The organism is Stenotrophomonas sp. YJH_SMC_64 (assembly GCF_059371375.1).
In genome coordinates this window covers 217,381-239,471 of record NZ_JCAFUN010000003.1, presented here as the reverse complement: position 1 = coordinate 239,471, position 22,091 = coordinate 217,381, and the positions used below count along the sequence as shown (strand labels likewise).

Here is a 22,091-nt window from a genome sequence, read left to right as displayed (position 1 = left end):
CGGGTAGATCCACGCGATGCGTGGATATGCCGACCGAGGTCGGTACCTACCAGGCCTGCCGCATCGCCACGCGTAGATGCATCGGAAACCCCAGCGCGGCCTCTTCGGCCATCACCGCCTGCAGCCCTGCACCCCACTCCGCCTCCGGTGCGGCGACGAACCCTTCACTGGCATAGAAGGCCGCATTCCACGGCACGTCGGACAACGTGGTCAGCACGGCCGAGCGATAGCCCGCCGCCCGGGCCTGTACCAATGCATGGCGCAACAACGTGCGCCCATGACCTTGCCGCGCGTGTGCAGGATCCACATCCATCTGCAGCACGTGGAACTCACCTGCCAGTTCGCCGGCAAGCAGATAGCCGGCGATGCCACCGTCTGCCGCATCCACCACCCACAGCTGCCCGCGTTCAAGGCCATCCTGTAGTGTCGGCAGGTCCAGGCCATGCCCGGCGAACACCGGATAGGCCTCATGGCCCCTCAACACCTCGCCGGCGCGCTGCTCGATGCCGGGCAGCACACCGAGTTCATCGGCGCGGGGAATGCGGGGCTCAGGACTTCTTGAGCGGGCGCTTCCAGCCATCGATGGTTTCCTGTCGGACACGCGCCAGTGTCAGCTTGCCGTCCGGCGCGTTGCGGGTGATGACCGAACCGGCGGCAATGGTCGCGCCGTCGCCAATGGTCACCGGTGCCACCAGCGAGCTGTTGGAGCCGATGAACGCGTTGTCGCCAATGGTGGTGGTCGACTTGTTCACGCCATCGTAGTTGCAGGTGATGGTGCCAGCGCCGATGTTCACCTTGCTGCCGATCACCGCATCGCCCAGGTAGGTGAGGTGATTGGCCTTGCTACCGACACCCAGCGTGACCTTCTTGGTCTCGACGAAGTTGCCGACGTGCACGCCATCGGCCAGCACGGTGCCCGGTCGCAGGCGCGCGAATGGGCCGATCTGCGCGGCGCCCTCGGTAACCACGCCCTCCAGGTCGCAGTGCGCACGCACTTCGGTGCCCGGCCCAAGGTTGACGTCCTTCAAACGGTTGAACGGACCGACGGTGACGCCGTCGCCGAGCACCACGTTGCCCTCGAGCACGACATCGACGTCGATCAGCACGTCGCTGCCCACGGTGACAGTGCCGCGGATGTCGAGCCGGGCCGGATCGCGCACGCGCGCCCCCTGTGCGCACAAGGCCCGTACCGCACGACGCTGCCAGGCGCGCTCCAGCTGCGAGAGCTGCCAGGGGTCGTTTGCCCCTTCGGCCTCCTGCGCGTCGGCCACCAGCGCCATTTCGGCCGGCGTGTATTCATGGGCGGCAAACGCAAAGACATCGGTGAGGTAGTACTCGCCCTGTGCATTGCTGTTGGAAAGCTGCGACAGCCAACGGCGCAGCGCAGTCGATTCGGCGGCGATGATGCCGGTATTGATCGTGCGCACGCGCAGCTGGTCATCGGTGGCGTCCTTCTGCTCGATGATCGCGCCAACCTTGCCCTCGGCATCGCGCAGCACGCGGCCATATCCGGTCGGGTCATCGACATCGGCCACCAGTACCGCCAGCCGGCCCGGCTGTGCGAGCAGGTCGCGCAGGGTCTGCGCACGGATCAGCGGCACGTCGCCGTACAGGACCAGCACCTGCGCCAGGTCGGGAACCTGGGGCATCGCCTGCGCTACCGCATGGCCGGTGCCGAGCTGCTGAGCCTGTTCGGCCCATTGCAGGTCGGGCTGGCCGGCGAAGTACTGGCGCACCGCCTCGCCGCCATGGCCATGGACCACGTGGATCGCCGCCGGCTGGAGCTCACGGGCCGCGTCGATCACGTGCGCCAGCATCGGCTGGCCCGCGATCGGCTGCAGCACCTTCGGCAGCACCGACTTCATGCGCTTGCCTGCGCCGGCGGCGAGGATGATGACGTGCAGGGGTTGGGTCATGGGAACGGCGGTCCGTGGTTCGTTGCCGGTGATTCTAGAGCGTGCGCCGTTAACATGGGCATCCCTCCTCCCTTCGCCATGCCGATGAGCCTCGTCCGCCAGGGAAGCGCCTACCTCGTCATCGGGCTCGTGCAGCTGCTGCTCGACTGGCTCGTGTTCGTGGTCACCACCGCACTGGGCATGCCCGTGGCGCCGGCCAACATCGCCGGGCGCCTGGCCGGCATGCTGCTGGGCTTCTGGCTCAACGGCCGCTACACCTTTGCCGAGGCCGGCACCCGCAAGCTGGGATGGAAGCGATTTGCACGCTTTTTCAGTCTATGGCTGCTGCTCACCGTGGCGAGCACATTGCTGGTGAGCCTGGTGGACCATGCGCTGGGCCTGCAGTACACCTGGCTTGCCAAACCGCTGGTGGAAGGCGGCCTGGCGTGTGTGTCGTTCCTGCTGATGCGGTACGTGGTGTATCGCTGAGACGGCACCAGGATCGGGATCGGGATCGGGGACCGGGATCGGGGACCGGGATCGGGGACCGGGATCGGTGATCGGTGATCGGTGATCGGGATCGGTGATCGGGATCGGGATCGGGACTGGGGACCGGGACTGGTAGAGTCGACTGGTAGTCGACTAACGCGCGCAGCGCGGGATTTTCGCGGCCTGAACGTAGAGCAGTCGACTAACAGTCGACTCTACCCAGTCGACTCTACCCGGTCGAATCCACCCGGTCGACTCTACCCAGCCACCCGAACAAAAACGCCGGCGCAGGGCCGGCGTTTTCGTGGATGCAGCGCGGAACCTCAGTGCTTGAGGGTCTTGCGCAGGCGTTCCAGGGCCTGCAGCTGGACGACGGCTTCGGCCAGCTTCTGCTGGGCTTCGGCCACTTCCATGGCTTCACCGCGGTTGGCCAGGATGCGCTCGGCTTCTTCCTTGGCCTTGCGGACCGAGGCTTCGTCGATGTCCTGCGCGCGGATCGCGGTGTCGGCCAGCACGGTCACCACCTGCGGCTGCACTTCCAGGATGCCGCCGGAAATGGCGAAATCCAGCTGCTCGCCATTCGGCGTGGTCACCACCACCTTGCCCGGCTTCAGGCGGGTGATCAGCGGCGCGTGCTTGGGCGCGATGCCCAGTTCGCCCAGCTCACCGGTGGCCACGACCAGGGTCGCTTCGCCACGGAAGATTTCCTGCTCGGCGCTGACGATGTCGCAACGGATCGTGCTCATGCAAATCTCTTCGCTGTTCGCGGCGGCGCAATGCCACCGTGGGGGTCCACCGGCGCGGGCGGTTGCCCGGCGCCGGCGTCAGGTCGGGCAGGATCGCTCCCGCCCGCCCCGGATCAGGCCTTCTCGGCCATCTTCTTGGCCTTCTCGACCGCTTCTTCGATGCCGCCAACCATGTAGAACGCCTGCTCCGGCAGGTGGTCGTACTCGCCATCGACGATGGCCTTGAAGCCACGGATGGTGTCCTTCAGCGGCACGTACTTGCCCGGCGAACCGGTGAACACTTCGGCCACGTGGAACGGCTGGCTGAAGAAGCGCTCGATCTTACGGGCGCGCGACACGGCCTGCTTGTCCTCTTCGGACAGTTCGTCCATGCCCAGGATCGCGATGATGTCCTTCAGTTCCTTGTACTTCTGCAGGGTCTGCTGGACGCGCTGGGCGGTGTCGTAGTGCTCGTGGCCGATGACCAGCGGGTCCATCTGGCGGCTGGTGGAGTCCAGCGGATCGACGGCCGGGTAGATACCCAGCGAGGCGATCGAACGCGACAGGGTAACGGTCGAGTCCAGGTGGGCGAAGGTGGTTGCCGGCGACGGGTCGGTCAGGTCGTCCGCGGGAACGTAGACGGCCTGGATCGAGGTGATCGAACCGTTCTTGGTCGAGGTGATGCGCTCCTGCAGGACGCCCATTTCCTCGGCCAGGGTCGGCTGGTAACCCACGGCGGACGGCATGCGGCCCAGCAGTGCCGACACTTCGGTACCGGCCAGGGTGTAGCGGTAGATGTTGTCGACGAACAGCAGGACGTCCTTGCCCTTGCCGTTTTCGTCCTTCTCGTCGCGGAAGTACTCGGCCATGGTCAGGCCGGTCAGGGCGACGCGCAGGCGGTTGCCCGGCGGCTCGTTCATCTGGCCGTACACCATCGCCACCTTGTCGAGGACGTTGGAGTCCTTCATTTCGTGGTAGAAGTCGTTGCCCTCACGGGTACGCTCACCCACGCCGGCGAACACGGACAGACCGCTGTGCGCCTTGGCGATGTTGTTGATCAGCTCCATCATGTTGACGGTCTTGCCGACGCCGGCGCCGCCGAACAGGCCGACCTTGCCGCCCTTGGCGAACGGGCACATCAGGTCGATGACCTTGATGCCGGTTTCCAGCAGTTCGGTGGCCGGGGACTGGTCTTCGTACGACGGGGCCGCACGGTGGATTTCCCAGCTGTCGCTGGCGGCCACCGGGCCGGCTTCGTCGATCGGACGGCCGAGCACGTCCATGATGCGGCCCAGGGTGCCGGCGCCGACCGGCACCGAGATGCCACGGCCGGTGTTGACGGCAACCAGGTTGCGCTTCAGGCCGTCGGTGGAACCGAGGGCGATGGTACGCACCACGCCGTCGCCCAGCTGCTGCTGGACTTCGAGGGTGATCTCGGTGTTTTCCACCTTCAGTGCGTCGTACACCTTCGGCACCGATTCACGCGGGAATTCGACGTCGACGACCGCGCCGATGATCTGAACGATCTTGCCCTGACTCATTGCTGCATCCTCTAATGTGTGCTTTGAACGAACGCGGTCAGACTGCTGCCGCGCCGCCGACGATTTCGGAGATTTCCTGGGTGATCGCTGCCTGGCGCGCCTTGTTGTAGACGAGCTGCAGGGTGCCGATCAGCTTGTTGGCGTTGTCGCTCGCCGCCTTCATCGCAACCATGCGTGCCGCATGCTCGGAGGCGACGTTTTCCAGCAGTGCCTGGTACACCAGCGACTCGATGTAACGCGTCATCACGTGCTCGAGCACGGTCGCGGCATCGGGTTCGTACAGGTAGTCCCAGTCGTGGTGAGCGACCTGCTTCTCAGCCGGCGGCAGCGGCAGCAGCTGATCGAAGCTGGCCTTCTGCACCATGGTGTTCACGAAGCGGTTGTAGACCAGGTACACGCGGTCGATCTTGCCTTCGGTGAAGGCGTCGAGCATGACCTTGATCACACCGATCAGCGATTCCAGCTTCGGCACGTCGCCGATGTGGGTCACGCTGCCGACCATGTTGACCTTCACGCGGCGGAAGAAGGTCGAAGCCTTCTGGCCGATGGTCACCAGGTCCACTTCCGCACCCTTGTCCTGCCATGCCTTGGCTTCGCCCAGCATCTTGCGGAACAGGTTGTTGTTCAGGCCGCCGGCCAGGCCGCGATCGGAGGAGATCACGATGAAGCCGACCCGCTTGACCTGCTCGCGCTCGACCAGGAACGGATGCTGGTAGTCGGTGCTGGCCTGGGCCAGGTGACCGATCACCTGCTTCATCGCCTGCGCGTACGGACGCGAGGTCTTCATCCGATCCTGCGCCTTGCGGATCTTGGAGGCCGAGACCATTTCCAGGGCGCGCGTCACCTTGCGGGTGTTCTGCACGCTCTTGATCTTGGTTTTGATTTCGCGTCCGCTTGCCATCTCTTGTTTCCCGTGGCGCGGGGCTGCTGCCCCGCGTTGTTCAACCGTTTGTCATCTGGTCCAGCGGAGCCAGCGGCTCCGCTCTACAGGACCGCGATTACCAGCTGCCGGTGGTCTTGAACTCGGCGATGCCCTTCTTGAAGGCACCTTCGATGTCGTTGTCCCAACCGCCGGTGGCGTTGACCTTGCTGACCAGCTCGCCCTGGGTGTTGGCGAAGTGGGCGTGCAGGCCTTCTTCGAACGCCAGCAGCTTGTTGACCGGCACGTCGTCGAGGTAACCCTCGTTGACGGCGTAGATCGACAGTGCCTGGTTGGCGATCGACATCGGCGCGTACTGCTTCTGCTTCATCAGCTCGGTGACGCGCTGGCCACGCTCCAGCTGCTTGCGGGTCGCTTCGTCCAGGTCCGAGGCGAACTGCGCGAACGCAGCCAGCTCGCGGTACTGGGCCAGCGAGATACGGATGCCGCCGGACAGCTTCTTGATGATCTTGGTCTGGGCCGAGCCACCGACGCGCGACACCGAGATACCGGCGTTCACGGCCGGGCGGATGCCGGCGTTGAACAGATCGGTTTCCAGGAAGATCTGGCCGTCGGTGATCGAGATCACGTTGGTCGGAACGAAGGCGGACACGTCGCCGGCCTGGGTTTCGATGATCGGCAGCGCGGTCAGCGAACCGGTCTTGCCGGTGACCTTGCCTTCGGTGAACTTCTCGACGTATTCCTCGGACACGCGGGCAGCGCGCTCGAGCAGACGGGAGTGCAGGTAGAACACGTCACCCGGGTAGGCTTCACGGCCCGGCGGGCGCTTCAGCAGCAGCGAGATCTGGCGGTAGGCGACAGCCTGCTTGGACAGATCGTCGTACACGATCAGCGCGTCTTCGCCGCGGTCCATGAAGTACTCACCCATGGTGCAGCCCGAGTAGGCGCTGATGTACTGCATGGCAGCCGATTCGGAAGCGGTCGCGGCCACCACGATGGTGTGGGCCAGCGCGCCGTTCTCTTCCAGCTTGCGCACGATGTTGGCGATGGTCGAAGCCTTCTGGCCGATCGCAACGTACACGCACTTGATGCCGGTGCCCTTCTGGTTGATCACGGCATCGATCGCCATCGCGGTCTTGCCGGTCTGGCGGTCACCGATGATCAGCTCACGCTGGCCACGGCCGATCGGGATCATCGAGTCGACCGACTTGTAGCCGGTCTGCACCGGCTGGTCGACCGACTTGCGCCAGATCACGCCCGGCGCAACACGCTCCACCGGAGCGGTCAGGTCGGTGCCCAGCGGGCCCTTGCCGTCGATCGGCTCGCCCAGCGCGTTCACGACGCGGCCCAGCAGTTCCGGACCGACCGGCACTTCCAGGATGCGGCCGGTGGTCTTGGCGACGTCGCCTTCGCGCAGGTGCTCGTAGTCACCCAGCACCACGGCGCCGACCGAGTCGCGCTCCAGGTTCAGGGCCAGGGCGAAGGTGTTGTTCGGCAGTTCGATCATTTCGCCCTGCATCACGTCGGCCAGACCGAAGATGCGCACGATGCCGTCGGACACGCTGGTCACGGTGCCTTCGTTGCGCGATTCCGCGGCCAGCTTGACCTTCTCGATGCGGTTCTTGATCAGTTCGCTGATTTCGGAGGGGTTGAGCGTGGTTGCCATCGTCAAGTCCTAGTGCCGGCAGCGGGGCCGGACGTTAAATGAATTCAGTTAGCGAGCGCGGTCTGCAGACGGGCCAGCTTGCCCTTCAGCGAACCATCGATGACCACGTCGCCGGCGTCGATCACGGCGCCGCCGATCAGCGAGGCATCGACCGCGGTGGTCACGTCGACCTCGCGGTTGAAGCGCTTGCGCAGCGCGACCTTGATCGCGTCCAGCTCACCGGCCGACAGTTCGGCGGCCGAGGTGACGATGGCCTTGACCACGTGCTCGGCTTCGGCGCGCAGGGCGTCGAACATGCCGGAAATCTCCGGCAGCAGCGGCAGACGATGCGATTCGGCCAGGATGGCCAGGAAGCGCGAGTAGGTCTCGCCGTGGGACACCGGCGCCAGCAGGGCGACGGCGTCGTCACGACCCAGCTCCGGGTTGGCGAGCAGGGCCGCCACGCGCGGGTCGGCGGCGACGTGGGCGGAGAACGCCAGGGCGTCCGACCACGGCGCGAACGCGCCTTCGTCGCGCGCGGTCGCGAACGCGGCGCGGGCGTACGGGCGGGCAAGCGTGAGGGCCTGGCTCATCCTTAGATCTCCGAGGCCAGCTCGTCGAGCAGCGCCTTGTGGGCGTTGGCGTCGATTTCGCGCTTGAGCAGCTTTTCGGCACCGGTCACGGCCAGCGCGGACACCTGCTTGCGCAGATCTTCACGGGCACGGTTGGCGGCGGCGTCGATTTCAGCCTGGGCCAGTTCCTTCTGACGGGTGGCTTCGGTGATCGCTTCGTTACGGGCAGCATCAACGATCTGGTTGGCACGCGCGTGGGCCTGATCGATGATCTCGTTGGCCTTGGTGCGTGCTTCCTTCAGCGCTTCGTTGACCTTCTCCTGCGCCTGGGCCAGATCTTTCTGGCTGCGGTCGGCAGCAGCGAGGCCTTCAGCAATCTTCTGCTGGCGCTCTTCGATCGCGTTCATCAGCGGCGGCCAGATCTTGGTCGCGATGATCCAGATCAGACCAGCGAAGGCCAGCGCCTGCGCAAGAAGGGTGAAATTGATATTCATGGTTAGCTCGATCGCTGGTTTCGGGGTGGACGCGCCGCCGTAGCGGCACATCCGGCCTTCATCCGAAACCGGGTGCATCAGCACCCGGTCGTCTCAAACCGCTGTATCAGCCGGCCAGAGCCTTGGTGACGGCGCCAGCGAAGGCAGCCGACAGCGGGTTGGCGAAGGCCAGCAGCAGGCCAACGGCGACCGAGATGATGAACGCGGCGTCGATCAGGCCGGCGGTGATGAACATGCGGACCTGCAGGACCGGGATCAGTTCCGGCTGGCGGGCGGCCGACTCCAGGAACTTACCAGCCATGATGGCCAGACCCAGACCGGCGCCCAGCGCGGCCAGGCCGATCATGATGCCGACGGCAAGGGCGGTGGAGCTCTGAATCTGCGCGAAGTTGGTCAGGACGGCGAAGTACATGGTTATCTCCAGGAACTTAAGTTGCTAAGGGTGATGAAACGGATGAAGGTTGAAACGCGTTGAAGCTTGAAACTCAGTGAGCGTCTTCCGACAGGCTCAGGTACACGATCGACAGCATCATGAAGATGAAGGCCTGCAGCGGGATCACCAGCAGGTGGAACAGCATCCAGCCGAGGCCGAACACACCACCGGCAATGGCACCGAAGAAACCGGCACCACCCAGCACCCAGATCAGCAGGAACACGATTTCGCCGCCGAACATGTTGCCGAACAGTCGCATCGCCAGCGAGATCGGCTTGCTCAGCCACTCGACGATGTTGAGGATCAGGTTGAACGGCATCATCCACTTGCCGAACGGGGCCGTCAGGAATTCCTTGATGAAGCCGCCCAGGCCCTTGGACTTGAGCGCGAAGAACAGCATCAGGAAGAACACGCTGATGGCCATGCCCAGGGTGGCATTGACGTCAGCGGTCGGCACCGGCTTCCAGTAGTGCACGCCCGCCCATTCCAGCGGCTTGGCGATGAAATCGGCCGGGATCATCTTCAGCAGATTCATCAGCAGAATCCAGAAGAAGATGGTGATGGCGATCGGCGTGACCAGCTTGCTCTTGCCGTGGTAGGTGTCCTTGGCCTGGCGGTCGACGAACTCCAGGCAGATTTCAACGAAGGCCTGCCACTTGCCCGGCACGCCGGCGGTGGCCTTGCGTGTGCCCAGCCAGAACGCGACAACGATCACCAGGCCCATCAGGACCGCGGTGAGGAAGGTATCGACGTGGATATGCCAGAACATACCCTCACCCTTGCCGACCGGCGCGGTCAGGTTGTGCAGGTGATGCTGGATGTAGCTGGTAGGGGTTAGAGCCTCGCCCGCCATGTGTCCGGAACCTTCAGTTAATTGAATTCTGTCAACGCCTGGCCATCGCCAGGACCTGGAACATCAAGCCGACGGCGATACCGGCCAACAGCGCCAATGCAGGCAGCTTGAAGACCAGGAACCCCACCAGCAGGACGCCGAAAACCACGACCCACTTGGCCACGATCGCAATGATCAGGCGAGCCATCGCCGATCCTGCGGCCAGTGCCCCACCGCCCAGTGCCATCCGTGCCGCCACCCAGCCACCGGCCGAAATGGCCACACCGGACGCCAGCGCGCCGAGGGCGTATTTCGGACCTACCAGCAGGAAGGCCAGGGCCAGGACAGCCACTGCGGCCAGCGGGTAGACCGCGGCGCGCAGCATCAGTCGCCGACCCGCATCAACGGAGTTCAGCACAGGACGTCCCGCGTGGTTGCAAGTGGAGGGCTGAGGCGGCTACAGCAGGGGGGCCTCATCGAGCCGCCAAATTATAGCAATGGGACAATTTGCGAGACAACCGCTCCCTGTTCATCCCTGGGAGCCGCAAGTTGCGGTAACGGTTACATTTTTGCGTGCCACCAGGGGGACAATGACGTCCGCACCATGTTGCGACGCACTATTGAACTTTGGTCGCAGGCTGCGGAACTTTCGTCAGACATGCCGGTCCGATCATTCGACCTGCCTGCAGCATCCTCGTCGGCTCCGCCCCGCAGGTCCCACGATGGCCCCGAAGCCCGGCTCCGGGGCCATCTTTTTGCATCGTCGCGACAGCACTGAACCGTACACATGCCATGGACCATACGTTCACGCATGGTGGACGGGCCTGTCCGGCACAGTGGCCTTCATTCTGATGAACCACTGCAAGGACTCTTCGATGCGCCCCGTACCCACCCTGTTCGCCCTCTCCCTGCTCGCTGCCGGCGCCTCGTTCGCCAATGCGGCCCACGCCGCCGAAGGCGATGACCGCTTTGCCATCCGTCTGGGTGCGATGAACATCGATTCGGACAACACCCTCCGCGGCAGCACCACCGTGGCCGGCCAGGACATCTCCCTGAACCAGGACTTCAAGCTGGGTGGCAAGGAATGGGAGCCGCGCATCGACGGCATGTTCCGCATCAGCAACCGTCAGCGCCTCCTGTTCAACTACTTCAAGTACGACAAGGACCGCCGCGAGACCCTCGACCAGGGCATTTCCTTCGGCGGTGAGAACGTCCCGGCCGGCAGCTTCGTGAAGGGTGAGCTGAAGTACCAGGTGGCCAGCCTGGTCTATGACTACTCGGTGGTTGATACCGACACCTTCGACCTCGGCCTGCAGATCGGTGGCGAGTACGCCAAGGTCAGCACCAAGGGCTACGCCGACCTGGGCACGGTGTACGAAGGCCAGTTCCTCGACGAGAAGGCCGATGGCGTGGCACCTGTGGTGGGCGCCCGCATGACCTTCACGCCGTCCGAGCGCTGGATGATCACGCTGCAGGGCCAGTACCTCAACACGCGCTGGGGCAGCTTCGATGACTACAAGGGCGACCTGAGCCGCGCCAATGCCATCGTCGATTACCGCTTCACCAAGAACTTCGGCGTGTTCGCCGGCTACGACTGGTTCAAGCTGGACGTGGACAAGAAGGGCAGCGACGGTACTGTCGGCCTGAAGCAGGAATTCAAGGGCCCGGTGGCCGGTATCAGCTTCGTGTTCTGATCCCCCGCCCCTTCCACGGCACTCTCTCTCCTGGCGCGGCCTCCGGAACATCGGGGCCGCGTTTTTTGTGGCATCGTCGAGCAGAGAAGCAGGTTGGTCGAGCGCGGGGGGAGAGGGGCTTGCGTGCGAATGTCCCCCGGCGCCGGCCTACGCCCGACGCCTCCTCCTTTACTTCGCACACAAGCCCCTCTCCCCCCGCGTGTCAGGAATCCGGGCGGCTTTGGCACTGGCTCTGACTATCCGCAAGCCGAGCCACTGCGCGGGTGGCGGGCGTTTCGACAAAGTAAAGGAGGAGGCGACCGCCACAGGCGGGCGACGGGGGACATTTGTCGAAATGCCTGCCACCCGCGCAGTGGCCCGGACCCTCGCGATGACAACAGCCGAAGACATTCCTGCAGCCAACAAAAAACCCCGGTAGAAACCGGGGCTTTTCGTTCGGAACGGCGCGGGCGCCTTACTTCTTCTTCGGCATGTACAGATCGGTGATCGTGCCGTCGTAGATTTCCGACGCCATCGCCACCGACTCGCTCAGCGTCGGGTGGGCATGGATGGTGTGGCCGATGTCTTCCGCCTCCGCACCCATCTCGATCGCCAGGCCGATCTCGGCCAGCAGGTCACCGGCGTGCACGCCGACGATCGCACCGCCGATGATGCGGTGGGTTTCTTCGTCGAAGATCAGCTTGGTGAAGCCCTCGGTGCGGCCGATGCCGATCGCGCGGCCACTGGCGGCCCACGGGAACTTGGCCACGCCGACCTTCAGGCCCTTGGCCTTGGCTTCGGTCTCGGTCACGCCAACCCAGGCGATTTCCGGGTTGGTATAGGCCACCGACGGAATCACGCGGGCCACCCATTCCTTCTTGTGCCCAGCAGCCACTTCGGCGGCCAGCTTGCCCTCATGCGTGGCCTTGTGGGCCAGCATCGGGTTGCCGACGATGTCGCCGATGGCAAAGATGTGCGGCACGTTGGTGCGCATCTGGCGGTCGACCGGGATGAAGCCACGGTCGGTGACCTGCACGCCGGCCTTCTCGGCATCGATCTTCTTGCCGTTCGGCGAACGGCCCACGGCCACCAGCACGCGGTCGAAGGTGCCCTGCGCCAGCGCAGGGGCCTGGCCTTCCTCGGCGGCGTCGAAGGTGACGGTGATGCCCTTGGCATCGGCGGTGACGCCCGAGGCCTTGGTCTTCAGGTGCACTTCGATGCCCTGCTTCTTCAGGCGGTCGGCCAGCGGCTTGACCAGGTCCTTGTCGGCGCCCGGCATCAGCTGGTCCATGAACTCGACCACGGTGACCTTGCTGCCCAGCGCGCTGTACACGGTGGCCATTTCCAGGCCGATGATGCCGCCGCCGACGACCAGCAGCGAGCCCGGCACTTCGGCCAGCTCCAGCGCGTCGGTGGAATCCATCACGCGCTTGTCGTCCCACGGGAAGTTCGGAAGCTTCACCGCCTGCGAACCGGCGGCGATGATGCACTTCTGGAAGCGCAGCAGCTGGGTGCTGCCGTCAGCAGCGGTGATTTCCAGCTCGTTGGCCGAGATGAACTTGCCGACGCCCTGCACGTTGCGGACCTTGCGCTGCTTGGCCATGCCAGCCAGGCCCTTGGTCAGCTGGTTGACGACCTTTTCCTTGTACTGGCGCAGCTTGTCCAGGGTGATGGTCGGCTTGCCGAACTCGACGCCGAAATCACCGGCATGGGCCACTTCGTCGATGACCGCTGCGGCGTGCAGCAGCGCCTTGGACGGAATGCAACCCACGTTGAGGCAGACGCCGCCGAGGCTGGCGTAGCGTTCGACCAGCACCGTATCCAGTCCGACGTCGGCAGCGCGGAAGGCGGCGGTGTAGCCGCCCGGGCCCGAGCCCAGCACGACCATCTCGCATTCGATGTCGGCCGGCTTGCCGCTGGACAGCGCCGGCTTCGGCGCAGCCGGTTCGGCCGGGGCGCGGTGCGACGGGGTCACCGGCGGCTTGCTGGCCGGAGCGGCTGCGGCTGCAGCCGGAGCCGGAGCCGGCGCAGCGGCCTTGGCCGGGGCTTCGGCGGCGCCTTCAGCGTCCAGCACCACGACCACGGCGCCTTCGGACAGGGTGTCGCCCAGCTTGACCTTGATTTCCTTGACCACGCCGGCAGCCGAGGACGGCACTTCCAGGGTGGCCTTGTCCGATTCCAGGGTCACCAGACCCTGGTCCTTCTTCACCGTGTCGCCGACGGCGACCAACACTTCGATCACCGGCACATCGCTGTAATCGCCGATGTCGGGAACCTTGACTTCAATCGTGGCCATGGTGGGTTTTCCTCATGCCCGCCCGGCATGGCCGGTGGGCTGTCACTGCATCTGTTCACGCGGCCGCGCCAGGGGCTGCGGCCGCACGGTGGGGGCGAAGCGGGTGCCTTACAGCAGCACGCGGCGCATGTCGGCCAGTACCTGGGACAGGTACGTGGTGAAGCGTGCGGCCAGGGCGCCGTCGATGACGCGGTGGTCGTAGCTCAGCGACAGCGGCAGCATCAGCTTCGGTGCGAATTCCTTGCCGTTCCAGACCGGCTGGATGGACGACTTGGAGACACCGAGGATGGCCACTTCCGGTGCATTGACGATCGGGGTGAACGCGGTGCCACCGATGCCGCCCAGCGAGCTGATCGAGAAGCAGCCGCCGCTCATGTCGGCCGGGCCGAGCTTGCCGTCGCGCGCCTTCTTGGCCAGTTCGCCGGTTTCCTGCGCGATCTGCACCACGCCCTTCTTGTCCACGTCGCGGATCACCGGCACGACCAGGCCGTTCGGCGTGTCGGCGGCGAAGCCGATGTGGAAGTACTTCTTCAGGGTCAGGTTTTCGCCGCTGGCATCGAGCGAGGCGTTGAATTCCGGGAACTTCTTCAGCGCTGCGGCGCTGGCCTTGATCAGGAAGGCGAGCATGGTCAGCTTGATGCCGGCCTTCTCGTTCTCCTTGTTCAGCGCCACGCGCAGGCCTTCCAGGTCGGTGATGTCGGCCTGCTCGAACTGGGTGACGTGCGGGATCATCGCCCAGTTGCGGGCCAGGTTTGCGCCCGAGATCTTCTTGATGCGCGACAGCGGCTGGACTTCGGTCTCGCCGAACTTGCTGAAGTCGACCTTCGGCCACGGCAGCAGGTTCAGGCCACCACCGGCAGCGACAGCAGCACCGCCGGCAGCCGGCACGCCACCACTGAGCGCGGCCTTGACGAACTTCTGCACGTCACCCTTGGTGATGCGGCCACCCTTCTCGGTGCCGTTGATCTGCAGCAGGTCCACGCCCAGTTCGCGGGCGAACACACGCACCGCCGGGGTGGCATACGGCACCTTGGCGGGCAGCACGCCATCGGCGTTGAACTGTACCGGCGGGCTGGACGGGGTACCGGCCGAGGCGATCTCGCGGGCCGCCAGCTTGTCCGGCTGCACCGGCACAGCGACCGGCTCGACCTTGGTGGCGGTCTCGGCGGCAGCCGGAGCGGCCGCAGCGGCCGCCTTGGTCGGCGCCGGCGCGGCAGCGCCCTCGGCCTCGATGATGGCGACCACATTGCCCTGCGACAGAGTGTCGCCGACCTTGACCTTGATCTCCTTGACCACGCCGGCCACCGACGACGGCACTTCCATGGTGGCCTTGTCGCTTTCCAGCGTGACCAGGCCCTGGTCCTTCTTGACCGTGTCGCCGACGGCGACCAGCACTTCGATGACCGGAATGCCGGCGTAGTCGCCGATATCCGGCACCAGCGCTTCAACCGCACCACCGCTGGCAGCCGGGGCGGCCGGCGCAGCTGCGGCCGGGGCCGGTGCGCTCTGGGTGGCGGCAGCCGGGGCAGCGGCCTTGGCCGGTGCCGGCGCGGCAGCCGCCGGCTTGGCGGCTTCGGCTTCGGCTTCGCCTGCGGCCACTTCGATCAGGGCCACGACCTTGCCTTCGGACAGGCTGTCGCCGACCTTGACCTTCAGTTCCTTGACCACGCCAGCCACCGAGGACGGCACTTCCATGGTCGCCTTGTCGCTTTCCAGCGTCACCAGGCCCTGGTCCTTCTTGACCGTGTCGCCGACGGCGACAAGCACCTCGATTACCGGGATATCGCTGTAGTCACCGATATCGGGGACAAGTGCTTCCTTGATTTCGGCCATGGGGATAACTCCGGCAATCTGGTGTAGGGAAACGTCTATTGTGCGGCCAGCGGGGGCCAGCGCCAACCGTTACAGGTGTTTTCAGTACGCACGCAGCCGGGACAGGCTGTTGCCCATGGGTCGCGGCCGCGACCAGTCGGTAGCGTATTGTCCGGACGATGTCCGCTTCATGTCGCCCGCGCGTCGGCCACCGGCTGCCAGGCCTGCCGCAGGCGCGGCAACGACCACGCCGCATTGGCAGGGCTGGTCGACGGCAATGCGACCAGCTTCGGCGGGGTTTCCAGCCGTGGCAGCACCCAGCGCTGGAATGCCTGCAGCGAGGCACCACCATTGCAGCCGATCAGCTTCAGCTCAGGCAGCGTGGCGATCAGTTCCGGCAGCGCATTGGCCACTTCCGTGCCACGCACGATGTCGGCATCCAGGCTGCCGCGCCGCTCGCAGCGGCCGATCACATCCCACAGGCCGATGCCCGCGGCGTTCAACGCCTGCAGCCGTTGCACATAGGGCAGAGCCGCGTCGAAACCGCAGATATCGGCCATCAGCGGCCAGAAGCGGTTGCGCGGATGCGCGTAGTAACGCTGCTCCTGGAGGGATGCCACGCCTGGCATCGAACCCAGCAGCAGCACCCTGCAATCCACGTTCACCTGCGCTTGCAGGCCGACGCACAGCGTTGCCGCGCTCACATCTTCTCCAACTGAATGAATGCAACTGACGACCAGAAACCCCATGGATACAGGCTTTTCGCGCTGATCGCTGAACAAGGAAAACTATTTTTTAACGCGCGTCGGATTCGATTCATGTTGAGGCGACTACGGTGTGCTCGCCCCGCAACCGGGGGCCCAAAACAAGAAACATTAGGAGATACCCCCATGCGCTCCATCCGTATCCTGAGTCTCGCCCTGCTGACCTCCGCCGCCTTCGCGCCGGCTGCTTTCGCCCAGGACAGCAGCTCCACCGATACCGCTTCGGGCAAGCATTTTGCCGTGGTTGGCGGCGTCGCGCTGCTGCAGCCGAAGAATGATCCGATCGACGGCATCAAGAAGGTCGATGGTGGCCCGGCGCCGACCGTCAGCTTCAGCTACTACATCAACGACAACTGGGCCGTTGAACTGTGGGGCGCCGCCGACAAGTTCGACCACAAGGTGAAGGGCCCGAACAATGCCCGCCTGGGCAACGTCGAGCAGCAGCCGGTCGCGCTGAGCGGCCAGTACCACTTCGGCCAGGCTGACAACGTGTTCCGTCCGTTCGTGGGCGTGGGCTACTACCAGTCCAGCTTCAGCAATGAAACGCTGGCCGACGGCAGCAGCTCCGACATCCGCCTCAAGGACGCCAAGGGCGTGATCGGCACCGTCGGCGTGGACATGAACATCAACTCCACCTGGTTCGCCCGTGCCGATGCCCGCTACATGCGTTCGCGTCCGGACGTGAAGGTCGGCGGCGAGAAGATCGGCGAAGCCAAGATGGATCCGTGGACCGTCGGCTTCGGCATCGGTGCCCGCTTCTGATCCAGGCAGCACCGGCTTCACCGATGTAACGCGACGGGCCCTGCGGGGCCCGTCGTCGTTTCCGTCACCCGCGTTCTGTAGAGTCGACTGTCAGTCGACTGCTCTTTCAAAAGTCGAGCATGGCTCGACTCTACAAAAGGCAGTCAACTGACAGTCGACTCTACGCACACACAGGACACGGAGACGCGATGGACGACGTCGACCTGCTGGTGATCGGTGGCGGCATCAACGGCGCCGGCATCGCCCGTGATGCGGCCGGCCGCGGCCTGCGGGTGCTGTTGTGCGAGCAGGATGACCTGGCCGCGCACACCTCCAGCGCCAGCAGCAAACTGATCCACGGCGGCCTGCGCTACCTTGAACAGGGCGAGTTCGGACTGGTGCGCAAGGCACTGGGTGAACGCGAAGTGGTGCGGCGGCAGGCCCCCCATCTGGTCCGTCCGTTGCGCTTCGTGCTGCCATGGGAACCCCACCTGCGACCGCGCTGGATGCTGCGCGCGGGCCTGTGGCTGTATGACCATCTCGGCCGGCGCAGCCCGAGTTTTCCCGCCTCGCGCGCACTGGACCTGCAACGCGACCCGCTCGGCCCCTGGCTCTCCCCGGCGCTGCGGCAGACCTTCAGCTACGCCGATGCGCAGGTCGATGACGCGCGGCTGGTACTGCTCAATGCGCTGGACGCCGCCCGGCGTGGCGCACGGGTACATGTGCGTAGCCGCTGCATTGAACTGCGCCCTGTGCTGGGCCGTTGGCAGGCCACGCTGGAAGCCACCGACGGCCGGCAGCAAACGGTGATCGCCCAGGCCGTTGCCAATGCAGCCGGCCCTTGGGCAGGAGGCCTGCTGGAACGTATGCAGGCGCGCGATGGCGGCCCCGCCCTGCGCCTGGTACAGGGCAGCCACATCGTGCTGCGCCGGCCCTGGCCCGACGACAGCGCCTGCCTGCTTCAGCAGCCCGATGGCCGCGTGGTGTTCCTGCTGCCGTTCGCCCACGACCACCTGCTGGTCGGCACCACCGACACCGACTACCGCGGCGACCCGGCCCGGTGCAGCGTGCTGCCTTCGGAGGTGGCTTACCTGTGCGAGGCCGCCAACCACTACCTGCGCGAGCCGATCACCCCGCAGGACGTGGTCTGGCAGTTCGCAGGGGTACGCCCGCTACTTGCCGATCCAGATCCGCGTGCAGCGAAGCTGAGCCGTGACTACCGCCTGCAGTTGCAGTCCGGCCCGGCGCCCGCGCTGCATGTGCTGGGCGGCAAGCTGACCACGTACCGCGTGCTGGCCGAAGAAGCGCTGGACCTGCTGCGCCCCGCCCTGCCGCAGATGGGACCGGCATGGACGGCAACGGGCCACCCACTGCCGGGCAGCGACTGGGGCGACGCCACGCAGGCGTGCTCGCGCCTGCAGGCACTGGCACCGTGGCTGCCCGCAGAGATTGCGCGCCGCTGGGCCGGCGCCTACGGCAGCCGCAGCGCGGAGCTGCTGCAGGGCCTGCGGGGTATGAACGATCTTGGCGAGGACTTTGGCGGCGGCCTGCATGCGCGGGAAGTGGCTTTCCTGCGCGACCACGAATGGGCGCGTAGCGCCGAGGACGTGCTGTGGCGGCGGAGCAAGCTGGGGCTGCGGCTGGATGCGGCGCAGGTGGCGCGGCTGCAGGCGTGGATGGGGGGTCGGATCCCTTTCCCAGGGAAAGGGCTCTGACCCCCGTGTTGCCACGTGTGCCAACCAAGGTTGGCAGCTACCAGGGTGGCCGCGCGCGACGCGATCGATGCATTAGGATTTCCCCATCGCCACCGGAGACGCTGCATGACGCCCCGCTACGTGCTGGCCATCGACCAGGGCACCACCAGTTCGCGCGCGATCCTGTTCGACCGTGCTGGCGACATCGTCGGCAGTGCGCAGCGCGAGTTCGCGCAGATCTTCCCGCAACCCGGCTGGGTCGAGCATGACCCGCGCGAGATCCTCACTAGTGTCTATGCCACGCTGACCGAACTGCTCAGCCGCGAACAGATCGACCCGCGTCATATCGCCGCGCTGGGCATCACCAACCAGCGCGAGACCACCGTGGTCTGGGACCACGCCACCGGCCAGCCGATCCACAATGCCATCGTCTGGCAGTCGCGGCAGAGCCATGCCATCTGCGAGCGACTGAAGTGCGACGGGCATGAGGCACTGGTCCGCGAACGCACCGGCCTGCTGATCGACGCCTATTTTTCCGCCACCAAGGTGCGCTGGATCCTCGACCACGTGGAAGGTGCGCAGCAACGCGCCGAGCGTGGCGAGCTGCTGTTCGGCACCATCGACAGCTGGCTGGTATGGAACCTCAGTGGCGGCCAGGCGCATGTGACCGACTACAGCAACGCCGCACGCACCCTGTTGTTCAACATCCACACGCTGGACTGGGATGACGACCTCCTGGCGCTGCTGGACATACCCCGCGCGATGCTGCCGCAGGTGCGCGATTCCAGCACGGTGTATGCGCACACCCGGCCGCAGTTCTTCTTCGACCACCCGATCCCGATCGCCGGCATCGCCGGAGACCAGCAGGCGGCGCTGTTCGGCCAGGCCTGCTTCCAGCCGGGCATGGTCAAGAACACCTATGGCACCGGCTGCTTCATGCTGATGCACACCGGCACGCAGGCGGTGCGCTCGCGCAACGGCCTGCTGACGACCATTGCCTGGGGCCTGGACGGGCGCGTGGAATATGCACTCGAAGGCTCGATCTTCATCGCCGGCTCGGTGGTGCAGTGGCTGCGTGACGGCCTGCGCATGATCGAGCGTGCCAGCGACAGCCAGGCACTGGCCGCGCAGGTGCCGGACAGCGGCGGCGCGTATCTGGTGCCGGCATTCGTCGGCCTGGGCGCGCCCTACTGGCGCAGCGATGTGCGCGGCGCGATGTTCGGCCTGACCCGTGGCACCCGCAAGGCACACTTCGTGCGTGCCGCGCTGGAGGCGATGGCCTACCAGACCCGCGACGTGCTTGATGCGATGCAGTCCGATGCGGGCATCGCGCTGACCGAACTGCGCGCCGACGGTGGTGCGATCGGCAACGACTTCCTGGCCGGCTTCCAGGCCGACATCCTTGGGGTGCCACTGCTGCGGCCGCGGCTGACCGAGACCACCGCGCTGGGCGCGGCCTACCTGGCCGGTCTGGCCGTCGGGTTCTGGTCCAGCCGCGAGCAGATCGCCGCGCAATGGGGCCTGGACCGGCGCTTCGAGCCACAGATGGAAGTGGCGCGGCGCGAGAAACTCTATGCAGGCTGGCAGCAGGCCGTGGCGGCCACCCTCGCCTTCCACGTAGACTGAAGGTCGTGCCGGCCGCTGGCCGGCAACCCCATGATCCTTGGCGGCGTTTGCAGATTGCCGGCCAGCGGCCGGCACGACCGCATGGCCAGAACGCCCGCAGCGCCGGTCAGAACGCCGGCAGCACCGCGCCCTTGTACCTGGTCTCGATGAAAGCCTTCACCTGCGGGCTGGTCAGGGCCTTGGCCAGCTTCTGCACGCGGGCGTCGTCCTTGTTGTCCGGCCGCGCGACCAGGAAGTTCACGTACGGCGAGTCCTTGCTCTCGATCGCCAGTGCATCCTTGGTCGGGTTGAGGCCCGCATCCAGCGCGTAGTTGGTGTTGATCAGGGCCAGGTCGACCTGGTCCAGCACGCGCGGCAGCATCGCCGAGTCCAGCTCGCGGAACTTCAGGTTCTTCGGGTTGGCGGTGATGTCACGCAGGGTCGACAGCGCGTTGGCCGGATCCTTCAGCTCGATCACGCCGGCCTTGTGCAGCAGGATCAGCGCGCGGCTGTTGTTGCTCGGGTCGTTCGGGATCACCACGTCGGCACCGTCGCGCAGCTCGGCCAGCGACTTGACCTTGCGCGAATAGGCACCGAACGGCTCGATATGCACGCCGATCACCTTCACCAGATCGGTCTTGCGATCGCGGTTGTAGGCATCCAGGTACGGCTCGGTCTGGAAGTAGTTGGCGTCCACCTGCTTCTGCACCAGCTGGTCGTTGGGCTGCACGTAGTCGTTGAACACGCGCACGTCCAGGTCCACGCCTTCCTGCTTGAGGATCGGCTTGACCACCTCAAGGATCTCGGCATGCGGCACGGCCGTGGCGGCCACCACCAGCTTCTGCGAGGGCTCGCCGGACTTGCCGCAGGCGGTCAGGGCCAGCGCAGCGGCGAGCAGGGGCAGCAACAGGGTCTTCTTCATGGGCGGAGGAGTTCTCGGGGGGAGTGTCAGGATTTTTCGTAGTTGCTCAGGGCCAGCTCAAGCAGCGCCTTGGCCTGCTCGCGCAGCATCACCGGCTCGACGATCTCGGCATCCGAGCCGTAGTGCAGCACGTCCATCAGCAGCTCGCGGGAGACGCTGTACGGCACCTTCAGTTCATAGCGGCCATCGGCCAGGAAGCGGCCCTGCTGCTTGGAGTGCCAATGCTCGTCGGCCACCCAGCGCGCGGCCTTGGCACTGAACAGGATGGTCGCCCAGCCCTTCGGCGCACCGGAGAAGATGCCGTAGCTGGCACCCAGCTGCTCGTCCAGCTCGCTGTCGGCGACGTCACGGGCAGTGCTGTCGACCACGCGCGCCTTGTGGATGCGGTCCACGGCGAAGCTGCGCAGGGCTTCGCGGTCATGGTCCCAGGCATCCAGGTACCAGTTGTCGCGGTAATGGGTCAGGCGCTGCGGCGAGACGGTGCGCTTGGTCGGCTCGTCGGTGGAACGGGCACGGTACTCGAACGCCAGCTGGCGGCGCTCCAGCACCGCCGAGGCCACGCTGCGGAAGCTGCCTTCATCGAACTTGCGGCCGCGGTGCGGGATTACCCGCACACGATCCACCGGCCAGTTGGAGACACCGGCCTGCGCAGCCAGCAGGCTCTCGATACGCTGCTGCAGCGGCGCCAGCACCGAGGACAGCACGCCGCCGCCGGTACGCGCCAGCAGGTGCTGCGAGGCCAGCAGGGCGTGCAGCTCCTCCGAGCTGAGCCACAGGCCAGGCAGTTCGAAGCGGTCGCTCTCGTCGGCCTGGTAGCGGAAGCCGGCCTCGCCGTCGCCCTCGATCGGTGCCATCAGCGCATCGCGCAGGAAGGCCAGGTCGCGGTAGACGGTGGCACGGGAACAACCGAGCTTGTCCTGCAGGGTCGCCACCGTCACCGGATAGCGCGCGGACTTGAGCAGACGATGCAGGGCGGTGATGCGTTCGTATCGGTCCATACCCCCGATTATGTCCGAGTCGCGGGTCTTGTGTGGGACGTTTGGGCTATCGTGGTCGCCCCCACCCCCATGGAATGCCC

The 22,091-nt window shown here is 65.8% G+C and carries 21 protein-coding genes; 5 read left to right on the top strand and 16 right to left on the bottom strand.

What is annotated here, in order from left to right; genetic code table 11:
- Positions 1 to 46 precede the first annotated feature (46 nt).
- Both AC5P9L_RS04360 and glmU read right to left on the bottom strand, forming a co-directional pair.
- Positions 47 to 580, bottom strand: coding sequence for a GNAT family N-acetyltransferase (locus AC5P9L_RS04360; protein WP_111196809.1), 534 nt, complete (start codon positions 578 to 580; stop codon positions 47 to 49).
- Positions 549 to 1,916 carry a bifunctional UDP-N-acetylglucosamine diphosphorylase/glucosamine-1-phosphate N-acetyltransferase GlmU gene (gene glmU, locus AC5P9L_RS04355; RefSeq protein WP_111172865.1) on the bottom strand — a complete coding sequence of 456 codons (1,368 nt, stop codon included), beginning with the start codon at positions 1,914 to 1,916 and terminating at the stop codon, positions 549 to 551. The genes AC5P9L_RS04360 and glmU overlap by 32 nt, the downstream gene beginning before the upstream one ends.
- 84 nt (positions 1,917 to 2,000) lie before the next feature.
- On the opposite strand from glmU, the gene AC5P9L_RS04350 reads away from it, so the two are divergent.
- Positions 2,001 to 2,384, top strand: a complete 384-nt coding sequence (locus tag AC5P9L_RS04350) for a GtrA family protein (protein ID WP_114618233.1) — start codon at positions 2,001 to 2,003, stop codon at positions 2,382 to 2,384.
- Between the two features lie 323 nt (positions 2,385 to 2,707).
- Here AC5P9L_RS04350 and AC5P9L_RS04345 read toward each other — a convergent pair whose 3' ends face one another.
- The 9 genes from AC5P9L_RS04345 to AC5P9L_RS04305 all read right to left on the bottom strand — a co-directional run bounded on the left by AC5P9L_RS04345 (position 2,708) and on the right by AC5P9L_RS04305 (position 9,924).
- A complete protein-coding gene (locus AC5P9L_RS04345; RefSeq protein ID WP_005411127.1) occupies positions 2,708 to 3,130 on the bottom strand; it encodes a F0F1 ATP synthase subunit epsilon in 423 nt (140 codons plus the stop codon).
- A gap of 113 nt (positions 3,131 to 3,243) precedes the next feature.
- Positions 3,244 to 4,650: a F0F1 ATP synthase subunit beta gene (atpD, locus tag AC5P9L_RS04340; RefSeq protein ID WP_005411128.1), complete on the bottom strand. Its 1,407-nt coding sequence runs from the start codon at positions 4,648 to 4,650 to the stop codon at positions 3,244 to 3,246.
- A gap of 37 nt (positions 4,651 to 4,687) precedes the next feature.
- Positions 4,688 to 5,551 carry a F0F1 ATP synthase subunit gamma gene (gene atpG, locus AC5P9L_RS04335; protein WP_005411129.1) on the bottom strand — a complete coding sequence of 288 codons (864 nt, stop codon included), beginning with the start codon at positions 5,549 to 5,551 and terminating at the stop codon, positions 4,688 to 4,690.
- A gap of 97 nt (positions 5,552 to 5,648) precedes the next feature.
- Entirely contained in the window at positions 5,649 to 7,196 is a 1,548-nt protein-coding gene (gene atpA / locus AC5P9L_RS04330; RefSeq protein ID WP_005411130.1) for a F0F1 ATP synthase subunit alpha, read from the bottom strand.
- Positions 7,197 to 7,240: 44 nt separating this feature from the next.
- Positions 7,241 to 7,768 carry a F0F1 ATP synthase subunit delta gene (locus AC5P9L_RS04325; RefSeq protein WP_171968439.1) on the bottom strand — a complete coding sequence of 176 codons (528 nt, stop codon included), beginning with the start codon at positions 7,766 to 7,768 and terminating at the stop codon, positions 7,241 to 7,243.
- 2 nt (positions 7,769 to 7,770) lie between these two features.
- Positions 7,771 to 8,241, bottom strand: a complete 471-nt coding sequence (locus AC5P9L_RS04320) for a F0F1 ATP synthase subunit B (RefSeq protein WP_005419512.1) — start codon at positions 8,239 to 8,241, stop codon at positions 7,771 to 7,773.
- A gap of 106 nt (positions 8,242 to 8,347) precedes the next feature.
- Positions 8,348 to 8,653, bottom strand: a complete 306-nt coding sequence (gene atpE, locus AC5P9L_RS04315; RefSeq protein ID WP_005411133.1) for a F0F1 ATP synthase subunit C — start codon at positions 8,651 to 8,653, stop codon at positions 8,348 to 8,350.
- A gap of 73 nt (positions 8,654 to 8,726) precedes the next feature.
- Positions 8,727 to 9,527, bottom strand: coding sequence for a F0F1 ATP synthase subunit A (gene atpB, locus AC5P9L_RS04310; protein WP_005411134.1), 801 nt, complete (start codon positions 9,525 to 9,527; stop codon positions 8,727 to 8,729).
- Between the two features lie 31 nt (positions 9,528 to 9,558).
- The gene (locus AC5P9L_RS04305) at positions 9,559 to 9,924 is read right to left on the bottom strand and encodes a hypothetical protein (protein WP_006394654.1); all 366 of its coding nucleotides are present in this window, start codon (positions 9,922 to 9,924) and stop codon (positions 9,559 to 9,561) included.
- Positions 9,925 to 10,381: 457 nt separating this feature from the next.
- Between AC5P9L_RS04305 and AC5P9L_RS04300 the strand changes: the two genes are divergently transcribed.
- On the top strand, positions 10,382 to 11,200 hold the full coding sequence (locus tag AC5P9L_RS04300) for a hypothetical protein (protein ID WP_032965966.1): 819 nt from the start codon (positions 10,382 to 10,384) through the stop codon (positions 11,198 to 11,200).
- A gap of 454 nt (positions 11,201 to 11,654) precedes the next feature.
- On the opposite strand, the gene lpdA is transcribed toward AC5P9L_RS04300, so the two are convergent.
- From lpdA to AC5P9L_RS04285, 3 genes are all read right to left on the bottom strand, one after another.
- Positions 11,655 to 13,475, bottom strand: a complete 1,821-nt coding sequence (gene lpdA / locus AC5P9L_RS04295) for a dihydrolipoyl dehydrogenase (protein ID WP_171968440.1) — start codon at positions 13,473 to 13,475, stop codon at positions 11,655 to 11,657.
- Between the two features lie 108 nt (positions 13,476 to 13,583).
- Positions 13,584 to 15,308, bottom strand: coding sequence for a dihydrolipoyllysine-residue acetyltransferase (aceF, locus tag AC5P9L_RS04290; RefSeq protein WP_171968441.1), 1,725 nt, complete (start codon positions 15,306 to 15,308; stop codon positions 13,584 to 13,586).
- Positions 15,309 to 15,475: 167 nt separating this feature from the next.
- Complete coding sequence (locus AC5P9L_RS04285; protein ID WP_005411139.1) at positions 15,476 to 15,991, bottom strand: DNA-deoxyinosine glycosylase; 516 nt, start codon at positions 15,989 to 15,991, stop codon at positions 15,476 to 15,478.
- A gap of 186 nt (positions 15,992 to 16,177) precedes the next feature.
- Between AC5P9L_RS04285 and AC5P9L_RS04280 the strand changes: the two genes are divergently transcribed.
- The 3 genes from AC5P9L_RS04280 to glpK all read left to right on the top strand — a co-directional run bounded on the left by AC5P9L_RS04280 (position 16,178) and on the right by glpK (position 20,112).
- Positions 16,178 to 16,813: an OmpW/AlkL family protein gene (locus AC5P9L_RS04280; protein ID WP_005411140.1), complete on the top strand. Its 636-nt coding sequence runs from the start codon at positions 16,178 to 16,180 to the stop codon at positions 16,811 to 16,813.
- A 188-nt stretch (positions 16,814 to 17,001) separates the two neighbouring features.
- Positions 17,002 to 18,507 carry a glycerol-3-phosphate dehydrogenase gene (gene glpD, locus AC5P9L_RS04275; protein WP_279915972.1) on the top strand — a complete coding sequence of 502 codons (1,506 nt, stop codon included), beginning with the start codon at positions 17,002 to 17,004 and terminating at the stop codon, positions 18,505 to 18,507.
- Between the two features lie 105 nt (positions 18,508 to 18,612).
- Positions 18,613 to 20,112 (top strand): glycerol kinase GlpK, encoded by a 1,500-nt coding sequence (gene glpK / locus AC5P9L_RS04270; RefSeq protein ID WP_171968443.1) that lies wholly within the window; start codon positions 18,613 to 18,615, stop codon positions 20,110 to 20,112.
- Between the two features lie 106 nt (positions 20,113 to 20,218).
- On the opposite strand, the gene AC5P9L_RS04265 is transcribed toward glpK, so the two are convergent.
- Together AC5P9L_RS04265 and AC5P9L_RS04260 are read right to left on the bottom strand one after the other, a co-directional pair.
- Positions 20,219 to 21,013 carry a MetQ/NlpA family ABC transporter substrate-binding protein gene (locus AC5P9L_RS04265; protein ID WP_012481327.1) on the bottom strand — a complete coding sequence of 265 codons (795 nt, stop codon included), beginning with the start codon at positions 21,011 to 21,013 and terminating at the stop codon, positions 20,219 to 20,221.
- Between the two features lie 26 nt (positions 21,014 to 21,039).
- Entirely contained in the window at positions 21,040 to 22,011 is a 972-nt protein-coding gene (locus tag AC5P9L_RS04260) for a helix-turn-helix transcriptional regulator (protein ID WP_005411144.1), read from the bottom strand.
- Positions 22,012 to 22,091 lie beyond the last annotated feature (80 nt).